Origin of the sequence: Aeromonas sp. R7-2 (assembly GCF_040908105.1) — a bacterium.
In the GTDB taxonomy this organism is placed as follows: domain Bacteria; phylum Pseudomonadota; class Gammaproteobacteria; order Enterobacterales; family Aeromonadaceae; genus Aeromonas; species Aeromonas caviae.
Map to the genome: position 1 here is coordinate 327,651 of NZ_JBFODC010000022.1, position 15,422 is coordinate 343,072.

General features: G+C 66.5%; 14 protein-coding genes. 5 read left to right on the forward strand and 9 right to left on the reverse strand.

The window, feature by feature from the left end; genetic code table 11:
- Window positions 1-2: 2 nt before the first annotated feature.
- The 6 genes from AB5Y47_RS08800 to AB5Y47_RS08825 all read right to left on the reverse strand — a co-directional run bounded on the left by AB5Y47_RS08800 (window position 3) and on the right by AB5Y47_RS08825 (window position 6,396).
- Window positions 3-1,481 (reverse strand): hypothetical protein, encoded by a 1,479-nt coding sequence (locus tag AB5Y47_RS08800; RefSeq protein ID WP_263309098.1) that lies wholly within the window; start codon window positions 1,479-1,481, stop codon window positions 3-5.
- A 62-nt stretch (window positions 1,482-1,543) separates the two neighbouring features.
- Window positions 1,544-3,004 (reverse strand): tetratricopeptide repeat protein, encoded by a 1,461-nt coding sequence (locus tag AB5Y47_RS08805; RefSeq protein WP_368220141.1) that lies wholly within the window; start codon window positions 3,002-3,004, stop codon window positions 1,544-1,546.
- A 21-nt stretch (window positions 3,005-3,025) separates the two neighbouring features.
- On the reverse strand, window positions 3,026-3,988 hold the full coding sequence (locus AB5Y47_RS08810) for a VWA domain-containing protein (protein ID WP_368220142.1): 963 nt from the start codon (window positions 3,986-3,988) through the stop codon (window positions 3,026-3,028).
- Window positions 3,985-4,542, reverse strand: coding sequence for a DUF4381 family protein (locus AB5Y47_RS08815; RefSeq protein ID WP_225159456.1), 558 nt, complete (start codon window positions 4,540-4,542; stop codon window positions 3,985-3,987). Before AB5Y47_RS08815 ends, AB5Y47_RS08810 begins: the two co-directional genes overlap by 4 nt.
- Window positions 4,527-5,417 carry a DUF58 domain-containing protein gene (locus AB5Y47_RS08820; RefSeq protein WP_368220143.1) on the reverse strand — a complete coding sequence of 297 codons (891 nt, stop codon included), beginning with the start codon at window positions 5,415-5,417 and terminating at the stop codon, window positions 4,527-4,529. Before AB5Y47_RS08820 ends, AB5Y47_RS08815 begins: the two co-directional genes overlap by 16 nt.
- A 28-nt stretch (window positions 5,418-5,445) precedes the next feature.
- Window positions 5,446-6,396, reverse strand: coding sequence for an AAA family ATPase (locus tag AB5Y47_RS08825; protein WP_368220144.1), 951 nt, complete (start codon window positions 6,394-6,396; stop codon window positions 5,446-5,448).
- 183 nt (window positions 6,397-6,579) lie between these two features.
- Between AB5Y47_RS08825 and fadI the strand changes: the two genes are divergently transcribed.
- The 5 genes from fadI (at window position 6,580) to AB5Y47_RS08850 (ending at window position 12,081) form a co-directional block, all read left to right on the forward strand.
- Window positions 6,580-7,890 carry an acetyl-CoA C-acyltransferase FadI gene (gene fadI / locus AB5Y47_RS08830; RefSeq protein ID WP_368220145.1) on the forward strand — a complete coding sequence of 437 codons (1,311 nt, stop codon included), beginning with the start codon at window positions 6,580-6,582 and terminating at the stop codon, window positions 7,888-7,890.
- Entirely contained in the window at window positions 7,890-10,037 is a 2,148-nt protein-coding gene (gene fadJ / locus AB5Y47_RS08835) for a fatty acid oxidation complex subunit alpha FadJ (protein WP_368220146.1), read from the forward strand. Before fadI ends, fadJ begins: the two co-directional genes overlap by 1 nt.
- Before the next feature lie 261 nt (window positions 10,038-10,298).
- Entirely contained in the window at window positions 10,299-10,439 is a 141-nt protein-coding gene (locus tag AB5Y47_RS08840) for a TIGR02808 family protein (RefSeq protein ID WP_010674670.1), read from the forward strand.
- Between the two features lie 188 nt (window positions 10,440-10,627).
- Complete coding sequence (locus AB5Y47_RS08845; RefSeq protein WP_010674671.1) at window positions 10,628-11,185, forward strand: YaeQ family protein; 558 nt, start codon at window positions 10,628-10,630, stop codon at window positions 11,183-11,185.
- 11 nt (window positions 11,186-11,196) lie between these two features.
- On the forward strand, window positions 11,197-12,081 hold the full coding sequence (locus AB5Y47_RS08850; protein WP_368220147.1) for an AEC family transporter: 885 nt from the start codon (window positions 11,197-11,199) through the stop codon (window positions 12,079-12,081).
- 199 nt (window positions 12,082-12,280) lie between these two features.
- On the opposite strand, the gene AB5Y47_RS08855 is transcribed toward AB5Y47_RS08850, so the two are convergent.
- The 3 genes from AB5Y47_RS08855 to AB5Y47_RS08865 are packed head-to-tail and all read right to left on the reverse strand — an operon-like array spanning window position 12,281 to window position 15,381.
- Window positions 12,281-13,510 carry an MFS transporter gene (locus AB5Y47_RS08855; RefSeq protein ID WP_368220148.1) on the reverse strand — a complete coding sequence of 410 codons (1,230 nt, stop codon included), beginning with the start codon at window positions 13,508-13,510 and terminating at the stop codon, window positions 12,281-12,283.
- A gap of 55 nt (window positions 13,511-13,565) precedes the next feature.
- Entirely contained in the window at window positions 13,566-14,336 is a 771-nt protein-coding gene (locus AB5Y47_RS08860; RefSeq protein WP_368220149.1) for an ABC transporter ATP-binding protein, read from the reverse strand.
- Complete coding sequence (locus AB5Y47_RS08865; RefSeq protein WP_323920681.1) at window positions 14,329-15,381, reverse strand: iron ABC transporter permease; 1,053 nt, start codon at window positions 15,379-15,381, stop codon at window positions 14,329-14,331. The genes AB5Y47_RS08860 and AB5Y47_RS08865 overlap by 8 nt, the downstream gene beginning before the upstream one ends.
- Window positions 15,382-15,422: the final 41 nt, after the last annotated feature.

Below are 15,422 nucleotides of genomic sequence, written 5' to 3' on the forward strand. Positions count from 1 at the left end.
CATCATGCACGCATCCACGCCAGTATTCGAAGACCATAGGCTATCGCAAAGCTCTCCCAGGTGCACAACTCCCTGGCGAGCGCCTGTCTGGGCAGGTGTTCGCCAGGGACTCGCTTGGGGGAAAAACAGGCCCGATCCAGGTCGTCCAGCAGCGCCCCCATGGCGGGGTCGCGGTGACAGGGCAGCCTGGCCAGATGCAGACAGGGGGTGTCCCAGCGCAGGACGGCCCAGGTCAGCAGGGTTTCCCTGGCCTCGTCAGGAGAGCCCGTGGCGAGGGCCCGTTGCAGGCGATAGAAGGCGCGCCAGCGCGGCCAGCGGCGCATGAATGCCCGCAGCAGGATGGCCAGGAGCACCCAATAGAGATACTGGGTCCCCGGTGTGGGGGAGGCGGGAGTGGCGCTCTCCCTTGCCGTGAACACCAGAGGATGTGCGGGCAGGCGCGCCTCCTCGATGCGACCGCTCTGGGTGTTGAACCAGCGCAGGGTCTGGGGGGGCAGCACATAGCGCCCCGCCTCGTCGGCGGTCAGGGCCTGGCGCCACTGGCGCTCGAAGCGTAGCGCCCCCTCGGCCACGAATCGCTCCTGTTGCTGCTCGCCGTCCGGCTTCATGGAGAGGCCGGCGGGCAGGGGCGGGGCCGGCAAGGGGGGCAGGCGGTTGCCATCCCCCCCTTCCATCACCAGGGTGAGGGTGCGGATCACCGGCTCACCCACCCTGGCCTGCGCCGGGCTGAACTGCTGGCGCAACACCAGGCTGCTCGCCACCGGCTCCAGGGGGGCCTTGTCCACCTTGATGAATAGGGTCGCCGCCCTGGCGGACAGCAGATCCCCCGCGTTGCCCGGCGCGGTCGCACCGGCCTGGTCCTGGGGCGGCAACCGCCCCTGAAAGCGGGGGGATTCGACGGGATGGAGCCCGGGTCCTTTGGCCTGCAGCAGCCATTTTCGCGTGAGACGCCCGGGCAGGCCGGGGCTGGTGGGAGAGTCCCAGCGGTCCTCGCCAAGGCGGCGAATGGTAAAGGCCGGGGTGATGGGCTCGCCGAGGTTGGGGGCCTCCAGGTTGGCAGGCAGCCAGAGGGTCAGCTCATAGATGAAGGGCTGGCCGGGGTAGAGATTCCCCTCATGGAGCACCCGGGCCTGCAGCTCGACCGGAGAGAATACCGGATCTTGTGTCGGCATCAGGGTGCCGTCCAGGGAACGTGTCGGCACCGCCAGGGAGGGGGTGAGATCGGCGCCAAGGGGCAGGGAGGGCACCTGGCGCGGGCTGGTATCGAGCAGGTGCAGGGGGATCTGCCAGCGGGTCAGGCTGCGGCTCTGGGCACTGACCCGCTGGATGCTGACCCGCCCGACCGCAAACTGGCGCAGCAGCGGTTGCAGGTTGAGATCCTCATCGCGGTGCAGCCCGTCGGCCTCGATGACGAGCAGCCAGTCGCGCTCGCTCGCCCCCGGCAACAGCTCGGCCTCGACAGGGGCGGCCTGCACCCGCATGGCACACAGGGCGAGCAGCAGCCAGCAGCCGATCCGGGGGGAGAGCAAGCGCAGCACGAGGATCACCAGGGCTCCTCCACCTTGAGCAGGGGGCGGCGCAGGGCCTCCTTGCGAAGGCGCTGCTCCAGCAGCAGCACGGGGGGCGCCGGGGGGCGGGGAGCCTCTGAGGCGCGGGCGGGGTCGGGAGTGTCAACCTGCTCCGGGGCATTTGCCGAGGGCGTTGTCTGCGGCGGGTTGGCCCGCAGCAGGGCCAGGTTGTGCAAGGCATCCCTGTGCCCAGGTTCAAGGCGAAGGGCGCTCAGATAGGCCTGCTCCGCGGCGGCAAGATCCCCGAGCCAGACCAGGGCATTGCCCCTGTTGTAGTGGGCGGTGGCGCTGTTTGCCCTGCCATAGGCGGCGACGGCCCTGGCGTAATCCCCGGATCTATACCAGGCGTTGCCTTGCCAGACCGGATCCTGGAAGGCGTTGGCCGCTTCCCGATAGTGTCCCTGGCGATAAGCCTGCCAGCCTGCTTCATCTTGTCGGGAGGCCGCCTGCAGGGAAGGGGGCGCGAAGCCAATGACGAGGATCACCAGCAGCCAGTGGGCGCCGATCCGCGCCAGCAGCGCCAGGGGGAGCAAGGGGATGAGCAGCCAGGGGCCGAGATCCCGGGATTGCCCCTGCGTCAGGGCCTGGCCCATGGGCAGGGGGGCAAAGCGGGGCAGGCCGGAATCAAGCCAGGCCAGCCTGCCTCCGGTACTGGCGGCAAGGGCGGCCATGGCCTCCTCGTCGGGCGCCGGCAAGGTGTGGCCGATCGGGCTGCCGAGCTGCCAGCGCTCGGCAGCCACGCCGGGCAGCCGGGTCTCCTTGCCCCCGCTGGCCAGCAAGATGTCGAGCCGCGGGGCCGAGCCTGCCTTGCAGAACAGGTCGTTGAGGCAGGGCCAGAGGGCGGCGATGCGATCGCGCGCTGTCCCGGAGAGGTCGTCGGTCACGAGCAGCAGACGGGCGGACTGGCCCGGCGGGATCAGGGTGAGGGCCAGGGCCACGGCGCGCTCGGGGGCGCTGCCCTGGACAGGCATGATGGCCGGGCGCAGGTCCGGCAGCAGCAGGGCGATGGCCTGATGATCCCGGGTGGGAGGCATGGCGAGGTAGGCATCCCCGGCAAACAGGATGAGGGCGATGGGATGGGCCGCGTCCTGCCGCGCTATGTCGGCCAGCATCTCCTGCAATCCCAGCCTTACCCGGGTTGCCCGGTCCGGCGCCAGATCCTGTGCCAGCATGGAGTCGGAGAGATCCATCAGCCAGATATCGAGGGCCGGGCTCGGCATGGGGAGACTCTGCTGGCGCAGGGCGGGGCCCGAGAGCGCGAGGATCACCGGCAGACAGGCAAGCCAGCGCCAGGGGATGGCCCGATGGCGGCTCGGCAGCAGATAGGCCTGCATGGCCGGGGAGAGCAAGCCGGGATCGCGGCGGCGGCGCCACCCCTGCCACAGCCAGGGGAGCAGGGCCAGCAACCAGAGGGGGCGCAGCAAGATCAGCTCCATGGTGCCACCATCATGGCCTGCCTACTCATGGGATGGCCTGTGTGACAGGGGGATGTGCCAGCGGGCTGGCCAGCAGAGCAGCAGCCAGGCCAGGGCCAGTGGCCAGGGGTAGAGCTCCTGGTGGGGCCGGGAGAGGGTCTGGGGCCGGGCGAGGGGCTCCAGGGTGTCGATGGCCTGGTTGATGGCGGCGAGATCGCCCCGGTTGCGGGCGCGAAAATAGCGGCCTCCTCCCAGCGTCGCCAACTGCTGCAACAGGGCTTCATCCAGTTCGGCACTGGGATCGGCGTCCCCTGCGGGCCCGGCGAAGGTGTCGGGGTCGGCGCCCACCCCCAGGGTATAGAGACGGATGCCGGCTTTGGCGGCGAGCCGGGCCTCGGTCAGGGGATCCGCATTGCCCGAGGTATTGCGCCCGTCCGTCACCAGCAGCAGGGCGGTGGGGCGGGTGGGGTCGGCGTGCTGGCGTGCCAGCAGGATGGCTTCCCCCAGGGCCGTGGTGCGCCCCACCAGATCGAAATCGAGCTCCCTGGCCAGGGTGAGCAGGGCCCCGGTCTCCTGGGTGAGGGGGGAGAGCAGATAGGCGTGATCGGCAAAGACGACCAGGGCGATGCGATCCCCCGGGCGGGAGGCGACAAGGTTGCTTATCTGCTGGCGCACCGCGGCAAGCCTGTCCGTTTGCTCTCCGTCATCCAGCATGTCCTGGGTGCGCATGCTGTCGGAGAGATCCACCGCCAGGATGAGGTCCCGGCTGCTCTGGTAGTGAATGATCGGGGGCTCCTGCCACTGGGGGCGGCACAGAGCCAGTACCAGGGCGCACCAGCAGATCATCATGCGCCACAAGGGCTGCCCCGCCTGGGGCTGGAGCAGGGGAAAACCTCCATGAACGAGCCGGTTTCTTCCCTTGCGCCCCTTCATGGGAGGCAGGCCGAAGCGCACCAGCAGCGGCAGGGCGAGGGCGAGGGAAAACCAGGGCCAGGCGAGGATCATCGCGTACCCTCCGGGGAAGGGGCCCCTCGCTTGCTTGCCGGGAATCGCGGCGCGCTGACGCAGCGTCGCCCCCAGGCGAGATAGGCGAGACGCAATCTTTTGCGCTGCGCCTCATCGGGCACTCTGCCCCCATAGAGCCAGAGCGGCCACTGGGCGGCAAACCGGGAAAAATCGCTCCCCCCCTTGCTGTCCAGCCAGGCGAGCCAGTCCTCCCCTTGCAGGGGGGCCGCCTCGGGCCAGCGGGCCATGGCCGCTTCTCGCAGGGCATCCTGCAGCCTGGGGACGAGATCGTCTGCCTGCCAGTCTATCCGGAGCGCCCAGTGGCGCTGGCGCCACAGGGTGAGGGCCGTCATGGCGATCAGGCAAGCGGCGATCGCCGCGATCAGCAGTCCCCCGAGGGCCATCAGGCGAGGATCCTGTGCAGGCTCGAGAGCGGGGCCTTGGTGGATGTCGCGCAGCTCGGCACGGATGGCTTGCAAGGCCTCACTGGACGAGGGCTGGCGATATGCATCCGGTGCGGGCACGCCCTGCTCCCCCCTCAAAACAGACGGCATCCGCCCTCCTGCCACTGGCGTTGCAGGGTGGCGCCGTTGTCGAGGCGATAGAGGCGCGTCACCAGGGGCAGCAACTGCTGGCGACAGGCCTCGGCCTGTTCGTCGGCTGCCCTCTGGTAGCGGGCGCGAAAGCGGGGGTCTTCTCCCGCGAGCCAACCGCTGTGTCTGCCTGCCTGCACTGCCAGCTGCCCCTGCTCGGGCAGAGCGGCTTCCAGGGGATCGCGGATCTGCCAGTAGTGGATATCGTGGCGCAGGCGAAGGCGTTGCAACTGCTGGCAGAGTGCCTGGTCCGGTGCCTGGTGATGGCTTATCAGGGTCAATCTGGCCCCGTGGGGCAGGGTGAGTCGTGCCAGGGTCTGTGCCAGCGTCCAGGGTGGGGGGGCGCGATCCAGCCCTGCCTCGTAATGGCGGCAGAGCGCTTCCAGCAGAGGCATGAGAGAGCCGCGCTGGTGCTCTGTGTGGGGGACTGCGCCCTGGCAGATCAAGGTATTGGCCTGTTTCTCCCCCTGCCAGAACAGGGCTGCGGCCAGCTCGCAGCCAAGGCGGGCCTTGAGCTGGGCGCGGGAGCCAAAGTACATGGCGGGTGAGAGATCCAGCAGCAACCAGTGGGCCTGATCCTGCTCTTCCCCGTAGAGGCGGGTGTGGGGGCGACCGAGGCGGGCGGTGACCCGCCAGTCGATGTGACGCACCTCGTCACCGGCCTGATAGAGGCGAAGCTCCCTGAAATGGAGCCCGGGCTGGCGCCCGATACGCCCATGGGCCGCCTGATGAATGCGGGCACGCTCGCCCTGGCGGGTCCAGAGGCGCACCGCCAGCAGCCGCTCGAGGGTGAGGGCGATGTCGGGGTGATCCCGGGGCTCGGCGACGGGGGTCATGGCGATAGGGCTGCTTGCGGGGGTCGGCTCAGGGGCATGGAATGGCATCCAGCAGCAGGGTGATGAGCGCCTCGCTGTCGAGGTTGTCCGCCAGCGCCTGATAACTCGGGATGAGGCGGTGGCGCAGCACGGCTGGCGCCAGTTGCTGGATGTCTTCGGGCAGCACGAAGTCGCGCCCGGCGAGCCAGGCCCGGGCCCGTGCGGCTCTTGCGAGGCCGATGCTGGCCCTGGGGCTGGCACCCACCGCAATGAGGGGTTCCAACTCGGGGCACAGGCTGCTGCCGGGGCGGGTGGCGCACACCAGTTGCACCAGATAGTGCTCGAGGCGCCCCTGCATCTGTACCCCTTGAACGGCGGTGCGGGCTTCCATCAGGTCGGACTGACTGAGGGTGACCGGCGGCGTCGGCAGGGCGTCGCCGCGGGCGTTGAGCTGGAGGATGGCCAGCTCCATGGCGGGGCTGGGGTAATCCACCAGCAGTTTGAGCAAGAAGCGATCGAGCTGGGCCTCCGGCAGGGGATAGGTCCCTTCCTGCTCGATGGGGTTCTGGGTGGCGGCGACCATGAAGAGGGAGGGCAGGCGCCAGCTCTTCTTGCCCACGGTGATCTGGTGCTCGGCCATGGCCTCCAGCAGAGCGGACTGCACCTTGGCCGGCGCCCGGTTGATCTCGTCCGCCAGCACCAGGTGATTGAACAGGGGGCCGGGTTGAAACACGAAACTTGCATCCTGGGGATGGAAGACCTCGCTGCCGGTGAGATCGGCAGGGAGCAGATCCGGGGTGAACTGGATACGGGCAAAGCGCCCCTCCACGGCACCGGCCAACGCCTTGACCGCCCGGGTCTTGGCAAGACCGGGGGCCCCCTCGATCAGCACATGTCCTTCACATAACAGGGCGATCAGCAGCCCCTCGATGAGGGGGCCCTGTCCCAGGATCTGGCTGCCCAGATAGTCTCCAAGTGCTCTGAACTCGGCCGCTGCCATGCGATAAACCCGTTGTTTTTATGGAAGTTGATCTTTTTATACCCCAGTTGGCTCACAAGGGCGAGGGAGGGTGGCAAGATGGGGACAATTTAGTTTCAATCAGCCGTATGAAAGTTGTGATTGGATTGTTAAGATGTGGCGCAATGAGGTCAGACCTCTGCCTTTTTAACCCAAGGAGCCAGGATGAAACAGCCATTGAAACTGACGACTCGCCAGGGCGAACGGATAGCCGTCGTGGCGGGTCTGCGCACCCCCTTTGCCAAGCAGGCCACCGCTTTTCACGGCGTGCCTGCGGTGGATCTGGGCAAACTGGTGGTGAGCGAGATGCTCGCCCGCACCGATCTCGACCCCAAGCTCATCGACCAGCTGGTGTTCGGCCAGGTGGTGCAGATGCCGGAAGCGCCAAACATCGCCCGGGAGATCGTGCTTGGCACTGGCATGAGCGTCAGCACCGATGCCTATAGCGTGTCGCGCGCCTGCGCCACCAGTTTCCAGGCGGTGGCCAACGTCACCGAATCCATCATGGCCGGCACGGTGGACATCGCCATTGCCGGCGGTGCCGACTCCTCTTCCGTGCTGCCCATCGGGGTCAGCAAGTCTCTGGCCCGCGCCCTGGTGGATCTCAACAAGGCGCGCAACCTCCAGCAGCGTTTCAATATTCTGCGCCGTCTGCGCCTGAAGGACCTGCTGCCGGTGCCCCCGGCCGTGGCCGAGTACTCCACCGGTCTCTCCATGGGGCAGACCGCCGAGCAGATGGCCAAGACCCACCAGATCAGCCGCGAGGCGCAAGATGCGCTGGCCCACCGCTCCCACACCCTGGCGGCCGAAGCCTGGGCCCAGGGCAAATTGAGTGGCGAGGTGTTCACCGCCCACGTGCCCCCCTACAAGTCGCCGCTGGAGCGGGACAACAACATCCGCGAAAGCTCCGATCTGGCGAGTTACGCCAAGCTCAAACCGGTCTTTGACCGGGCCCACGGTTCGGTGACCGCCGCCAACGCCACTCCGCTCACCGACGGCGCCGCCGCCGTGCTGATGATGCGTGAAGGGCGGGCCCGCGAGCTGGGTCTGGAGCCGCTGGGTTACATCCGCAGCTTCGCGTTTTCCGCCATCGATGTCTGGCAGGACATGCTGATGGGCCCCTCCTATGCCACGCCGCTGGCGCTGGACCGTGCCGGCATCACCCTTGGGGATCTGACCCTCATCGACATGCACGAAGCCTTCGCCGCCCAGACGCTGGCCAACCTCAAGATGTTTGCAAGCGCCGAATTTTCCCGTGACAAGCTGGGCCGGGATCAGGCCATCGGCGAGGTGGACATGGAGAAGTTCAACGTGCTCGGCGGCTCGCTGGCCTTTGGTCACCCCTTTGCCGCCACCGGGGCGCGCATGATCACCCAGACCCTGCATGAACTGCGGCGCCGGGGTGGGGGATTGGGGCTCAACACCGCCTGTGCGGCGGGTGGGCTGGGTGTGGCCATGGTGCTGGAGGTGGAATGATGAGTGCCAAGACTTTTTCTCTGGATATTCGCAAAGACGGCATCGGCATCCTCACCATGGATGTGCCCGGTGAGAGCATGAACACCCTGAAGGCCTCCTTTGTGGACGAGATCCGCACTCTGCTGGCCGAGGTGAAGGGGAACGGGGATCTGATCGGTCTGGTGATCGTCTCCGGCAAGAAGGACTCCTTCGTCGCCGGGGCCGACATCGCCATGCTGGCGGCCTGCACCAGCGCCCAGGATGCCGAAGCGCTGTCCCGGGCCGGACAGGACGTGTTCGCCGAGATCGAAGCCCTGGGGATCCCGGTGATCGCCGCCATTCACGGCCCCTGCCTCGGCGGCGGGCTGGAGCTGGCGCTCGCCTGTCATGGCCGGGTGGTGACCGATCACGGTAAAACCGTGCTGGGCCTGCCGGAAGTGCAGCTCGGCCTGCTGCCGGGCTCCGGCGGTACCCAGCGCCTGCCGCGCCTCATCGGGGTGGCCAAGGCACTGGATCTGATGCTGACCGGCAAGCAGGTGCGGGCCAAACAGGCCAGGAAGCTCGGGCTGGTGGATGACATGGTGCCCCCGTCCATTTTGCTGGAGGCCGCCATCAAGCTTGCCAAGAAGGGCAAGCCGCGCCACCACCTGAAACGGGATCTGCAGGGCAAGGTGCTGGAGACCAACAAATTTGGTCGCAAGGTGCTGTTCGATCAGGCCCGCAAGGGGGTCAAGGCCAAGACCCGGGGCAACTACCCGGCGCCGGAGCGCATCATCGAGGTGGTGCGCATCGGCGTGGAGGAGGGGATGCAGGCCGGCCTGCTGGCCGAGGCCCGCCACTTCGGCGAGCTGGTGATGACGCCGGAATCCGCCGCTCTGCGCTCCCTCTTCTTCGCCACCACTGAGATGAAGAAAGAGGTGAGCTATCAGGGGGCCGAGCCGCGCAAGGTGGGTCATGCCGCCGTGCTGGGGGGCGGCCTGATGGGGGGCGGCATCGCCTTCGTCACCGCCACCAAGGCGGGGGTACCGGTGCGGATCAAGGATGTGGCGAGCGCCGGCATCGGCAATGCCATGCGTTACAGCTACGACCTCCTCGCGAGGAAGCTCAAGCGTCGCCAACTGCTGCGCAGTGAGCTGGAGAAACAGATGAGCCTGCTCACCGGCACCCTGGACTATTCCGGTTTCCACCGGGTGGACATGGTGGTGGAAGCGGTGTTCGAGGACATCAACCTCAAGCACCAGATGGTGCAGGACGTGGAGCGCGAGTGCGGCGAGCACACCGTGTTTGCCTCCAACACCTCCTCCCTGCCCATCCACCAGATCGCCTCGGCGGCGACGCATCCGGAGCGGGTGGTGGGGCTGCACTACTTCAGCCCGGTGGACAAGATGCCGCTCGCGGAAGTCATCCCCCACGCCGGCACCAGCGCCGAGACGGTGGCCACCACCCTGGCCTTCGCCCGGGCCCAGGGCAAGACCCCGATCGTGGTCAAAGACGAGGCCGGTTTCTACGTCAACCGCATCCTGGCCCCCTACATGAACGAGGCGGCGCGCCTGGTGCTGGAAGGGGAGCCGGTGGAGGTACTGGACGGCGCTCTGCTCGACTTCGGTTTCCCGGTCGGCCCCATCACCCTGCTGGACGAGGTGGGGATCGACGTGGGGGCCAAGATCTCCCCCATCCTCGAAAAAGAGCTGGGTGGCGAGCAGTTCCAGGCGCCCAAGGCCTTTGACAAGCTGCTGGAAGACGATCGCAAGGGGCGCAAGAACGGCAAGGGCTTCTATCTCTATGGCAAGGCGGCCCCGCGCAACAAGCTCACCGGCAAGGAGGGCAAGAAGACGGTGGACGCGAGCGTCTACGACGTGCTGGGCGTCAAGCCCCAGGCCAAGCTGGCCAGGCAGGAGATCGCCGAGCGCTGCGTGCTGCTGATGCTCAACGAAGCAGCCATGGCCCTGGATGGCGGCGTGGTGACCTCGGCCCGGGACGGCGACATCGGCGCCATTTTCGGCATCGGCTTCCCTCCCTTCCTGGGCGGTCCGTTCCGCTACATGGACAGCCTCGGCATCGACTATCTGGTGGGGCGCCTTGAGCACCATCAGAAGCGCTTTGGCGACCGCTTCGCCCCCTGTGCGCGGCTGAAAGCGATGGCGGCGGAGCAGCAGACCTTCTACTGATGGCTCTCGACGGCATGCATCGAGCGAGGCGACCCCAAGGTCGCCTCGCTTTTTGTTGGGCGTACCTTCCCGGTTTGGGGCGGGGGCGCGAAGAAAAAGGGGCGGAGAGGGGTAAAACCTTGATCTGGCGCAAACAGGTGCCCCATTTATTACTTTGGTGGCATAGGACTCAGGCGCGGGTTGAGGTCAAATAGTCTCATCAGGAACGGGGGCGACCCCGTCACGAAAGGGACACCCATTTCACTGGATGAAGGACACACTATGAGTCTGCTTGAACACACCATCTGGACTGTATTGGGGTATGGGGCCATGCCCTTTATCTTCCTGAGCGGGTTCGTGGCAGTGGCAGTGACCTGCTGCCTGCTGCTCAATGCCTTCGGGGTCAAGTCCGCCGAGAAGTGAGTCACTCTCGTTCATGCCGCCAAATGCCAGTCTCACGACTGGCATTTGTTTTTTGTGTCTTCTGAAGCACTTGCCCGCCCCTGATGGGGTAAAGGGAGCGCAAGACGGTCGAACCCGGCGGCCATTTTGATTACACTGACGCCCGGCATGTCCGCCCCCTTCTCTTTTATCAGGTATTCACGACTTCTATGGCGCTCAAGGCAACCATCTTCAAGGCCCAGATCAGCTTGTCTGACATGGATCGCAATCTCTATCAGGACTTCTCCCTCACCCTGGCCCGTCACCCCTCCGAGACCGACGAGCGCATGATGATCCGCCTCGCGGCCTTCGCCTGGCATGCCGCCGAGCGGCTGGAGTTCACCAAGGGGCTCTCAGCCGACGACGAGCCCGAGCTCTGGTGCAAGAACTACTCCGACGAGATTGAACTCTGGATTGAGCTGGGTCAGCCGGACGAGCGCCGTCTCAAGAAGGCATGCAACCGCTCTCGCCAGGTGGTGCTCTACCTCTATGGCGGTCGTGGCACCAGCGTCTGGTGGAAGCAGAACCAGGGCAAGCTCGGTCTGCACGACAACCTGAGCGTCATCGAACTCTCCGACAGCCAGACCTTGCCCCTGGCGGCCATGGTGGAGCGCACCATGCAGCTCACCTGTACCATCTCCGACGGCCAGCTCTGGGTCAGCAACGGCAGCCAGGAGGTGACGCTGGACCCCGTGGTGCTGATGGGACGCCCGGCCCGCGAACTGTAAACGGGATACCCATGTTCAGCGCCCTGCTCAATATCGTCATTCCCGTGTTTGCGGTGGTGGGCCTTGGCGCCCTCTATGGACGGCTGCGGCCGGGCGGGGCCCTGGGTTATGTCAACCGGGCCAATATCGAGCTCTTTACCCCGGCGCTGGTCTTCTCGGCCCTGGTGAAATACCCCCTGGATCTCGCGGCGCACCTGCCCCTTGTGGGGGCCGGTGCCCTGGTCATCCTGCTGCCCGGCTTGCTGCTCTCCCTGCTCAAACTCAAGGAGATAGAGCGAGCCGCGCTGATCTTGCCCGCCATGTTTCGCAACACCGGCAACCTCGGCATTCCGCTGATGGTGCTCGCCTTTGGCGAGCAGCAGCTCGGCGCCATCGTCATCCTCTTTGTGCTCTCCAACCTGCTCCACTTCTCGGTGGGCATGTTCATCCTCTCCGCCAGCAGCTCCCGCTGGCTCTGGCTGAGAAGCCCCGTGCTCTGGGCCGCCTTCGCCGGGCTGCTGGTGGCCAACCTGCATATCCCGCTGCCGGAATACCTGGTGACCAGCGCCGCCCTGCTCGGTCAGATAGCGGTGCCCCTGATGCTGTTTGCCTTAGGCATCCGGCTGATGGAAGGGGAGCTGGATCATCTGGGGCTGGCCATCAAGTGCAACCTGCTCTACCTGCTGGCGGGAGCCATCTCCCTGGGGCTCGCCGTCTGGCTGCTGCCCCTCGAACCTGACTGGATACCACTCCTGATGCTGTCGGTGGCGCTGCCCCCGGCGGTGCTCAACTACATGCTGTGCGAGCAGTACCAGTGCCAGCCCGACAAGGTGGCCAGCATAGTGCTCGGCGGCAATGCGCTCTCTGTGGTGGTGATCCCCCTTGCGGTGTGGTTGGCGCTGCATCTGGGGAGTTGACCCGGCACTGTCTTCCTCTTCAAGGACGCCCGATGGCGTCCTTTTTATTGCTATCGTGCATGTCCGATGTTGTTTTTCTCATCGAGTACAGCCGAGCTTGCTCGCGTATCTGACAAGGTCTTGAAGCCGTTTAGCCGGATAAGGCAGAGAGTGGAAGGGGGAGAAAGGGAATAAAAAAGGGCGGCCTTGGCCGCCCTGTTTATTGATGGGGAGCAGGTTGCACCTGGCCATCCTTGCGCAGTTGGGTATAGAGACCAAACCCCGCCAGCAGGCCGGCGAGGGCCAGCAGCCACCAGATGGCGGTGGCGGGGCGACTGCCCGCATCCCCCAGCATAAAGCCGATCAGCAGGTTGCCAAAGAGCGCCATGCAGCCCCCGGCGCTGGCATAGAAGCCGTAGTAGCTGCCGAGCTGCTCAGGGGGGGCGTAGCGGGGCAGTTGGGCGGCGAAGAGCGGGAAGCAGAGGATGGAGCCCAGGGAAAGCAGGGCCACCTGCGTCAACACGCCTGCCGTCGGCCAGGGTGCCAGCAGGGGCAGGGCGAGATAGCTCAAGCCCATCATGCCTATCCCCAGCCCCATGGCGAGCGGTACCCCCAGGCGGCGCTCCACCAGGCGGGAGGCCGGGAGCTGGAGCACGACACCGATCACCGCCGAGAGGGTGAAGACGCCGCCGAGCAGGTGGGTGGCGTCCGGCAGGCTCTGGATATGGGCGGGGAGGGCGAGGTAGAGCTGGTGGAACAGGATCTGGTAGCTGCCTGCCAGCAGGGTGAACCCCATGAAGGGGCGCTGGCGCACTATCTCCCCCCATTGGCGCAAGATGGCGCCACGGGGGCTCTGGTTGCTCACCGGGCGTTTGGGCAGCACCCGGTATTGCAGCACTCCGAGCAGGGCGAAGAGGCTCGCCGCCAGGATCCCCGTCAGGGTATAGCTTTGCTGGGTCAAGGTGAGGCCGACCAGGGGGCCGAGCAGCATGCCCGCCTCGCTGGCCAGATTGTGCAGGGCGAAGGCGCGCTGACGCTGGCTCGGGTTGTGGCATTCGCTGGCAAGGTAGGCCTGGGCGCAGGGGGTAAACAGGGCCCCCGCAAAGCCGGTGAGGGCGGCGGCTAGCAGCAGGATGGGCATGGACTCGGCCCAGCCCAGCAGCACGAAGCCTAAAGATCGTACCAGGCAGCCCCAGACGATGGCGGGATGGTAGCCGATGCGATCTCCAAGGGTACCGCCCAACAGGAAGAGCCCCTGCTGGCTGAAGACCCGCATCCCCATGACGAGGCCGCAGGCCCAGCCGGCCAGGCCCAGCCCGCTGCCCATGTGCTGGGCGAGGAAGGGCATCATCATGTAGAAGCCGAGGTTGAAGGCGAGCCCATTGGTGATGAGCAGGCGGGCGGCCGGGCTCATGCCCTGCCAGTCCCGCCAGTAGGAGGCGCTGTTCATGGTCGCCTCCCGCCAGCGCGTGGGGCGGTGGTCGCCGGGGTGGCGCAGCACTGTGTCATGGTGTCTTTCGCAGGGTTCTGAGGAAGGGGATGCCGTGCTGATCGTGGCCTATCTCCACCGGTACCTGGTAGAGGCGCTCGATGAGGGCCGCGTCGAGCACCCGGGCGGGGGGGCCGAAGGCCTGCAGATCTCCCCCTGCCAGCACGATCAGCTGATCGGCAAACTGGGCGGCCAGGTTGAGATCGTGCAGCACCACCAGGGTGATCCACTGCTGTTCCCGGGTCTGCTGGCACAGGTGCTCCATCAGTTGCATCTGGTGGTGCAGGTCCAGGGCGCTGACCGGCTCGTCCAGCATCATGATGCGGGGGTCGCGCAGCAGCACCTGGGCGAAGAGCACCATCTGCCGCTGGCCGCCGCTCAGGGAGTAGAGGGGGCGATCCGCCAGATGGGCGATCCCGAGCGCCTGCAGGGCGCGGCCGGCAGCCAGGATGTCCTCGTCCGCGAGGCGCATGGAGAGGCTGTCGAGGCGCCCCAGCACCACCACTTCGATGACGCTGAGATCCAGCTCCAGCTGGATGTTCTGGGGCATGTAGCCAAACTGCTGGCGCCACCTGGCCTGCATCATCTGGCGGGCACTCTGGTCCCCGAGACGAATGTCGCCACTGTCCGGGGTCAGTTCACCAAAGAGGGTGCGCATCAAGGAGGTCTTGCCGGTCCCGTTCGGGCCGATGATCACATGGACCTGACCCGGATGCAGAGTGAGGCTGAGATCCCGCAGCAAGGTCTGCTGGCCGAGGGAGAGGGAGAGTCGGGATATTTCAAGCACGTTTACGCCCCCTGCCGAGGATCAACCAGATGAAGAAGGGCACGCCAATGAGCGCGGTGACGATGCCGATGGGGAACAGGGCCCCCGGAATGATGGACTTGGAGAGCACCGAGGCCGCCGAGAGCATGCAGGCGCCGCACAGGGCGGAGAGGGGGATCAAAAAGCGCTGATCTTCCCCCACCAGCATGCGGGCGATATGGGGGGCCACCAGGCCGACAAAGCCGATCACGCCGACGAAGCTGGTGGCGGTGGCGGTGAGCAGGGCGACCAGCACCAGGGTCTTCATGCGCAGTCTGTCGACGTTGACCCCGAGGCTGCGGGCGCGGGCTTCCCCGAGGCGCAGGCTGGTGAGGGCCCAGGCATCCCGGTAGATGAGCAGGGTGCAGATCAGGGTGACGACGGCGGTGATGATCAGGGAGTCCCAGGTGGTGCGCATCAGGCTGCCAAACAGCCAGAACAGGATCTGCTGGTTGAGCTCGGGGGAGGAGAGGAACTGCAGCAGGGAGAGCAGGGACTGGAACAGGAACAGCAGGGCGATGCCCGCCAGGATCAGGGTCTGGCTGCTGACATGGCGCATCATGGCCAGACCAAACAGCAGGCAGGCGGCAAACATGCACACAATGAAGGCACCGGCCGGGATGGCCACCAGGGGAGGAAGCCCGAGGCCGCCGGTGTAGAGGGCCAGCGCCGCGCCAAGGCCCGCCGCCGCCGCGAGCCCGAGGGTATAGGGACTGGCGAGGGGGTTGTCCAGCAGGGTCTGCATCTGCACGCCGCCAAGACCGAGGGAGGCACCGACCACCAGGGCCATGAGGGCGATGGGCAGGCGCATGTCGTGGACGATGGTGCGGGTCATGGGATCGGCCTGGGCGGGGGAAACCAGGGCATCGATCACGTCGTGCAGGGCCAGCAGGGAGGGGCCGGTGGCGATGTCGAACACCAGGGTAATGCACAGGACCAAGGCGAGCAGCAGGAGCCAGTGCCAGCGACGGCGCTCCCGTTGCCGCTGCCGGGCGAGGGTCTGCTGCAGGGCAGCCAAATCATTCATGGTGACAATCCTGAAACGGGCGCCACAAGAGGCGCCCACGA

Bases quoted from the DNA above. Each gene is read 5' to 3' on its own strand.
- AB5Y47_RS08820 (WP_368220143.1), bottom strand. From the start codon at position 5,417: ATGACCCCCGTCGCCGAGCCCCGGGATCACCCCGACATCGCCCTCACC.
- AB5Y47_RS08805 (WP_368220141.1), bottom strand. From the start codon at position 3,004: ATGGAGCTGATCTTGCTGCGCCCCCTCTGGTTGCTGGCCCTGCTCCCC.
- AB5Y47_RS08850 (WP_368220147.1), top strand. From the start codon at position 11,197: ATGTTCAGCGCCCTGCTCAATATCGTCATTCCCGTGTTTGCGGTGGTG.
- AB5Y47_RS08815 (WP_225159456.1), bottom strand. From the start codon at position 4,542: ATGCCGTCTGTTTTGAGGGGGGAGCAGGGCGTGCCCGCACCGGATGCA.
- AB5Y47_RS08845 (WP_010674671.1), top strand. From the start codon at position 10,628: ATGGCGCTCAAGGCAACCATCTTCAAGGCCCAGATCAGCTTGTCTGAC.
- AB5Y47_RS08840 (WP_010674670.1), top strand. From the start codon at position 10,299: ATGAGTCTGCTTGAACACACCATCTGGACTGTATTGGGGTATGGGGCC.
- fadI (WP_368220145.1), top strand. From the start codon at position 6,580: ATGAAACAGCCATTGAAACTGACGACTCGCCAGGGCGAACGGATAGCC.
- AB5Y47_RS08825 (WP_368220144.1), bottom strand. From the start codon at position 6,396: ATGGCAGCGGCCGAGTTCAGAGCACTTGGAGACTATCTGGGCAGCCAG.
- AB5Y47_RS08865 (WP_323920681.1), bottom strand. From the start codon at position 15,381: ATGAATGATTTGGCTGCCCTGCAGCAGACCCTCGCCCGGCAGCGGCAA.
- AB5Y47_RS08800 (WP_263309098.1), bottom strand. From the start codon at position 1,481: ATGCGGGTGCAGGCCGCCCCTGTCGAGGCCGAGCTGTTGCCGGGGGCG.
- AB5Y47_RS08810 (WP_368220142.1), bottom strand. From the start codon at position 3,988: ATGATCCTCGCCTGGCCCTGGTTTTCCCTCGCCCTCGCCCTGCCGCTG.
- fadJ (WP_368220146.1), top strand. From the start codon at position 7,890: ATGAGTGCCAAGACTTTTTCTCTGGATATTCGCAAAGACGGCATCGGC.
- AB5Y47_RS08855 (WP_368220148.1), bottom strand. From the start codon at position 13,510: ATGAACAGCGCCTCCTACTGGCGGGACTGGCAGGGCATGAGCCCGGCC.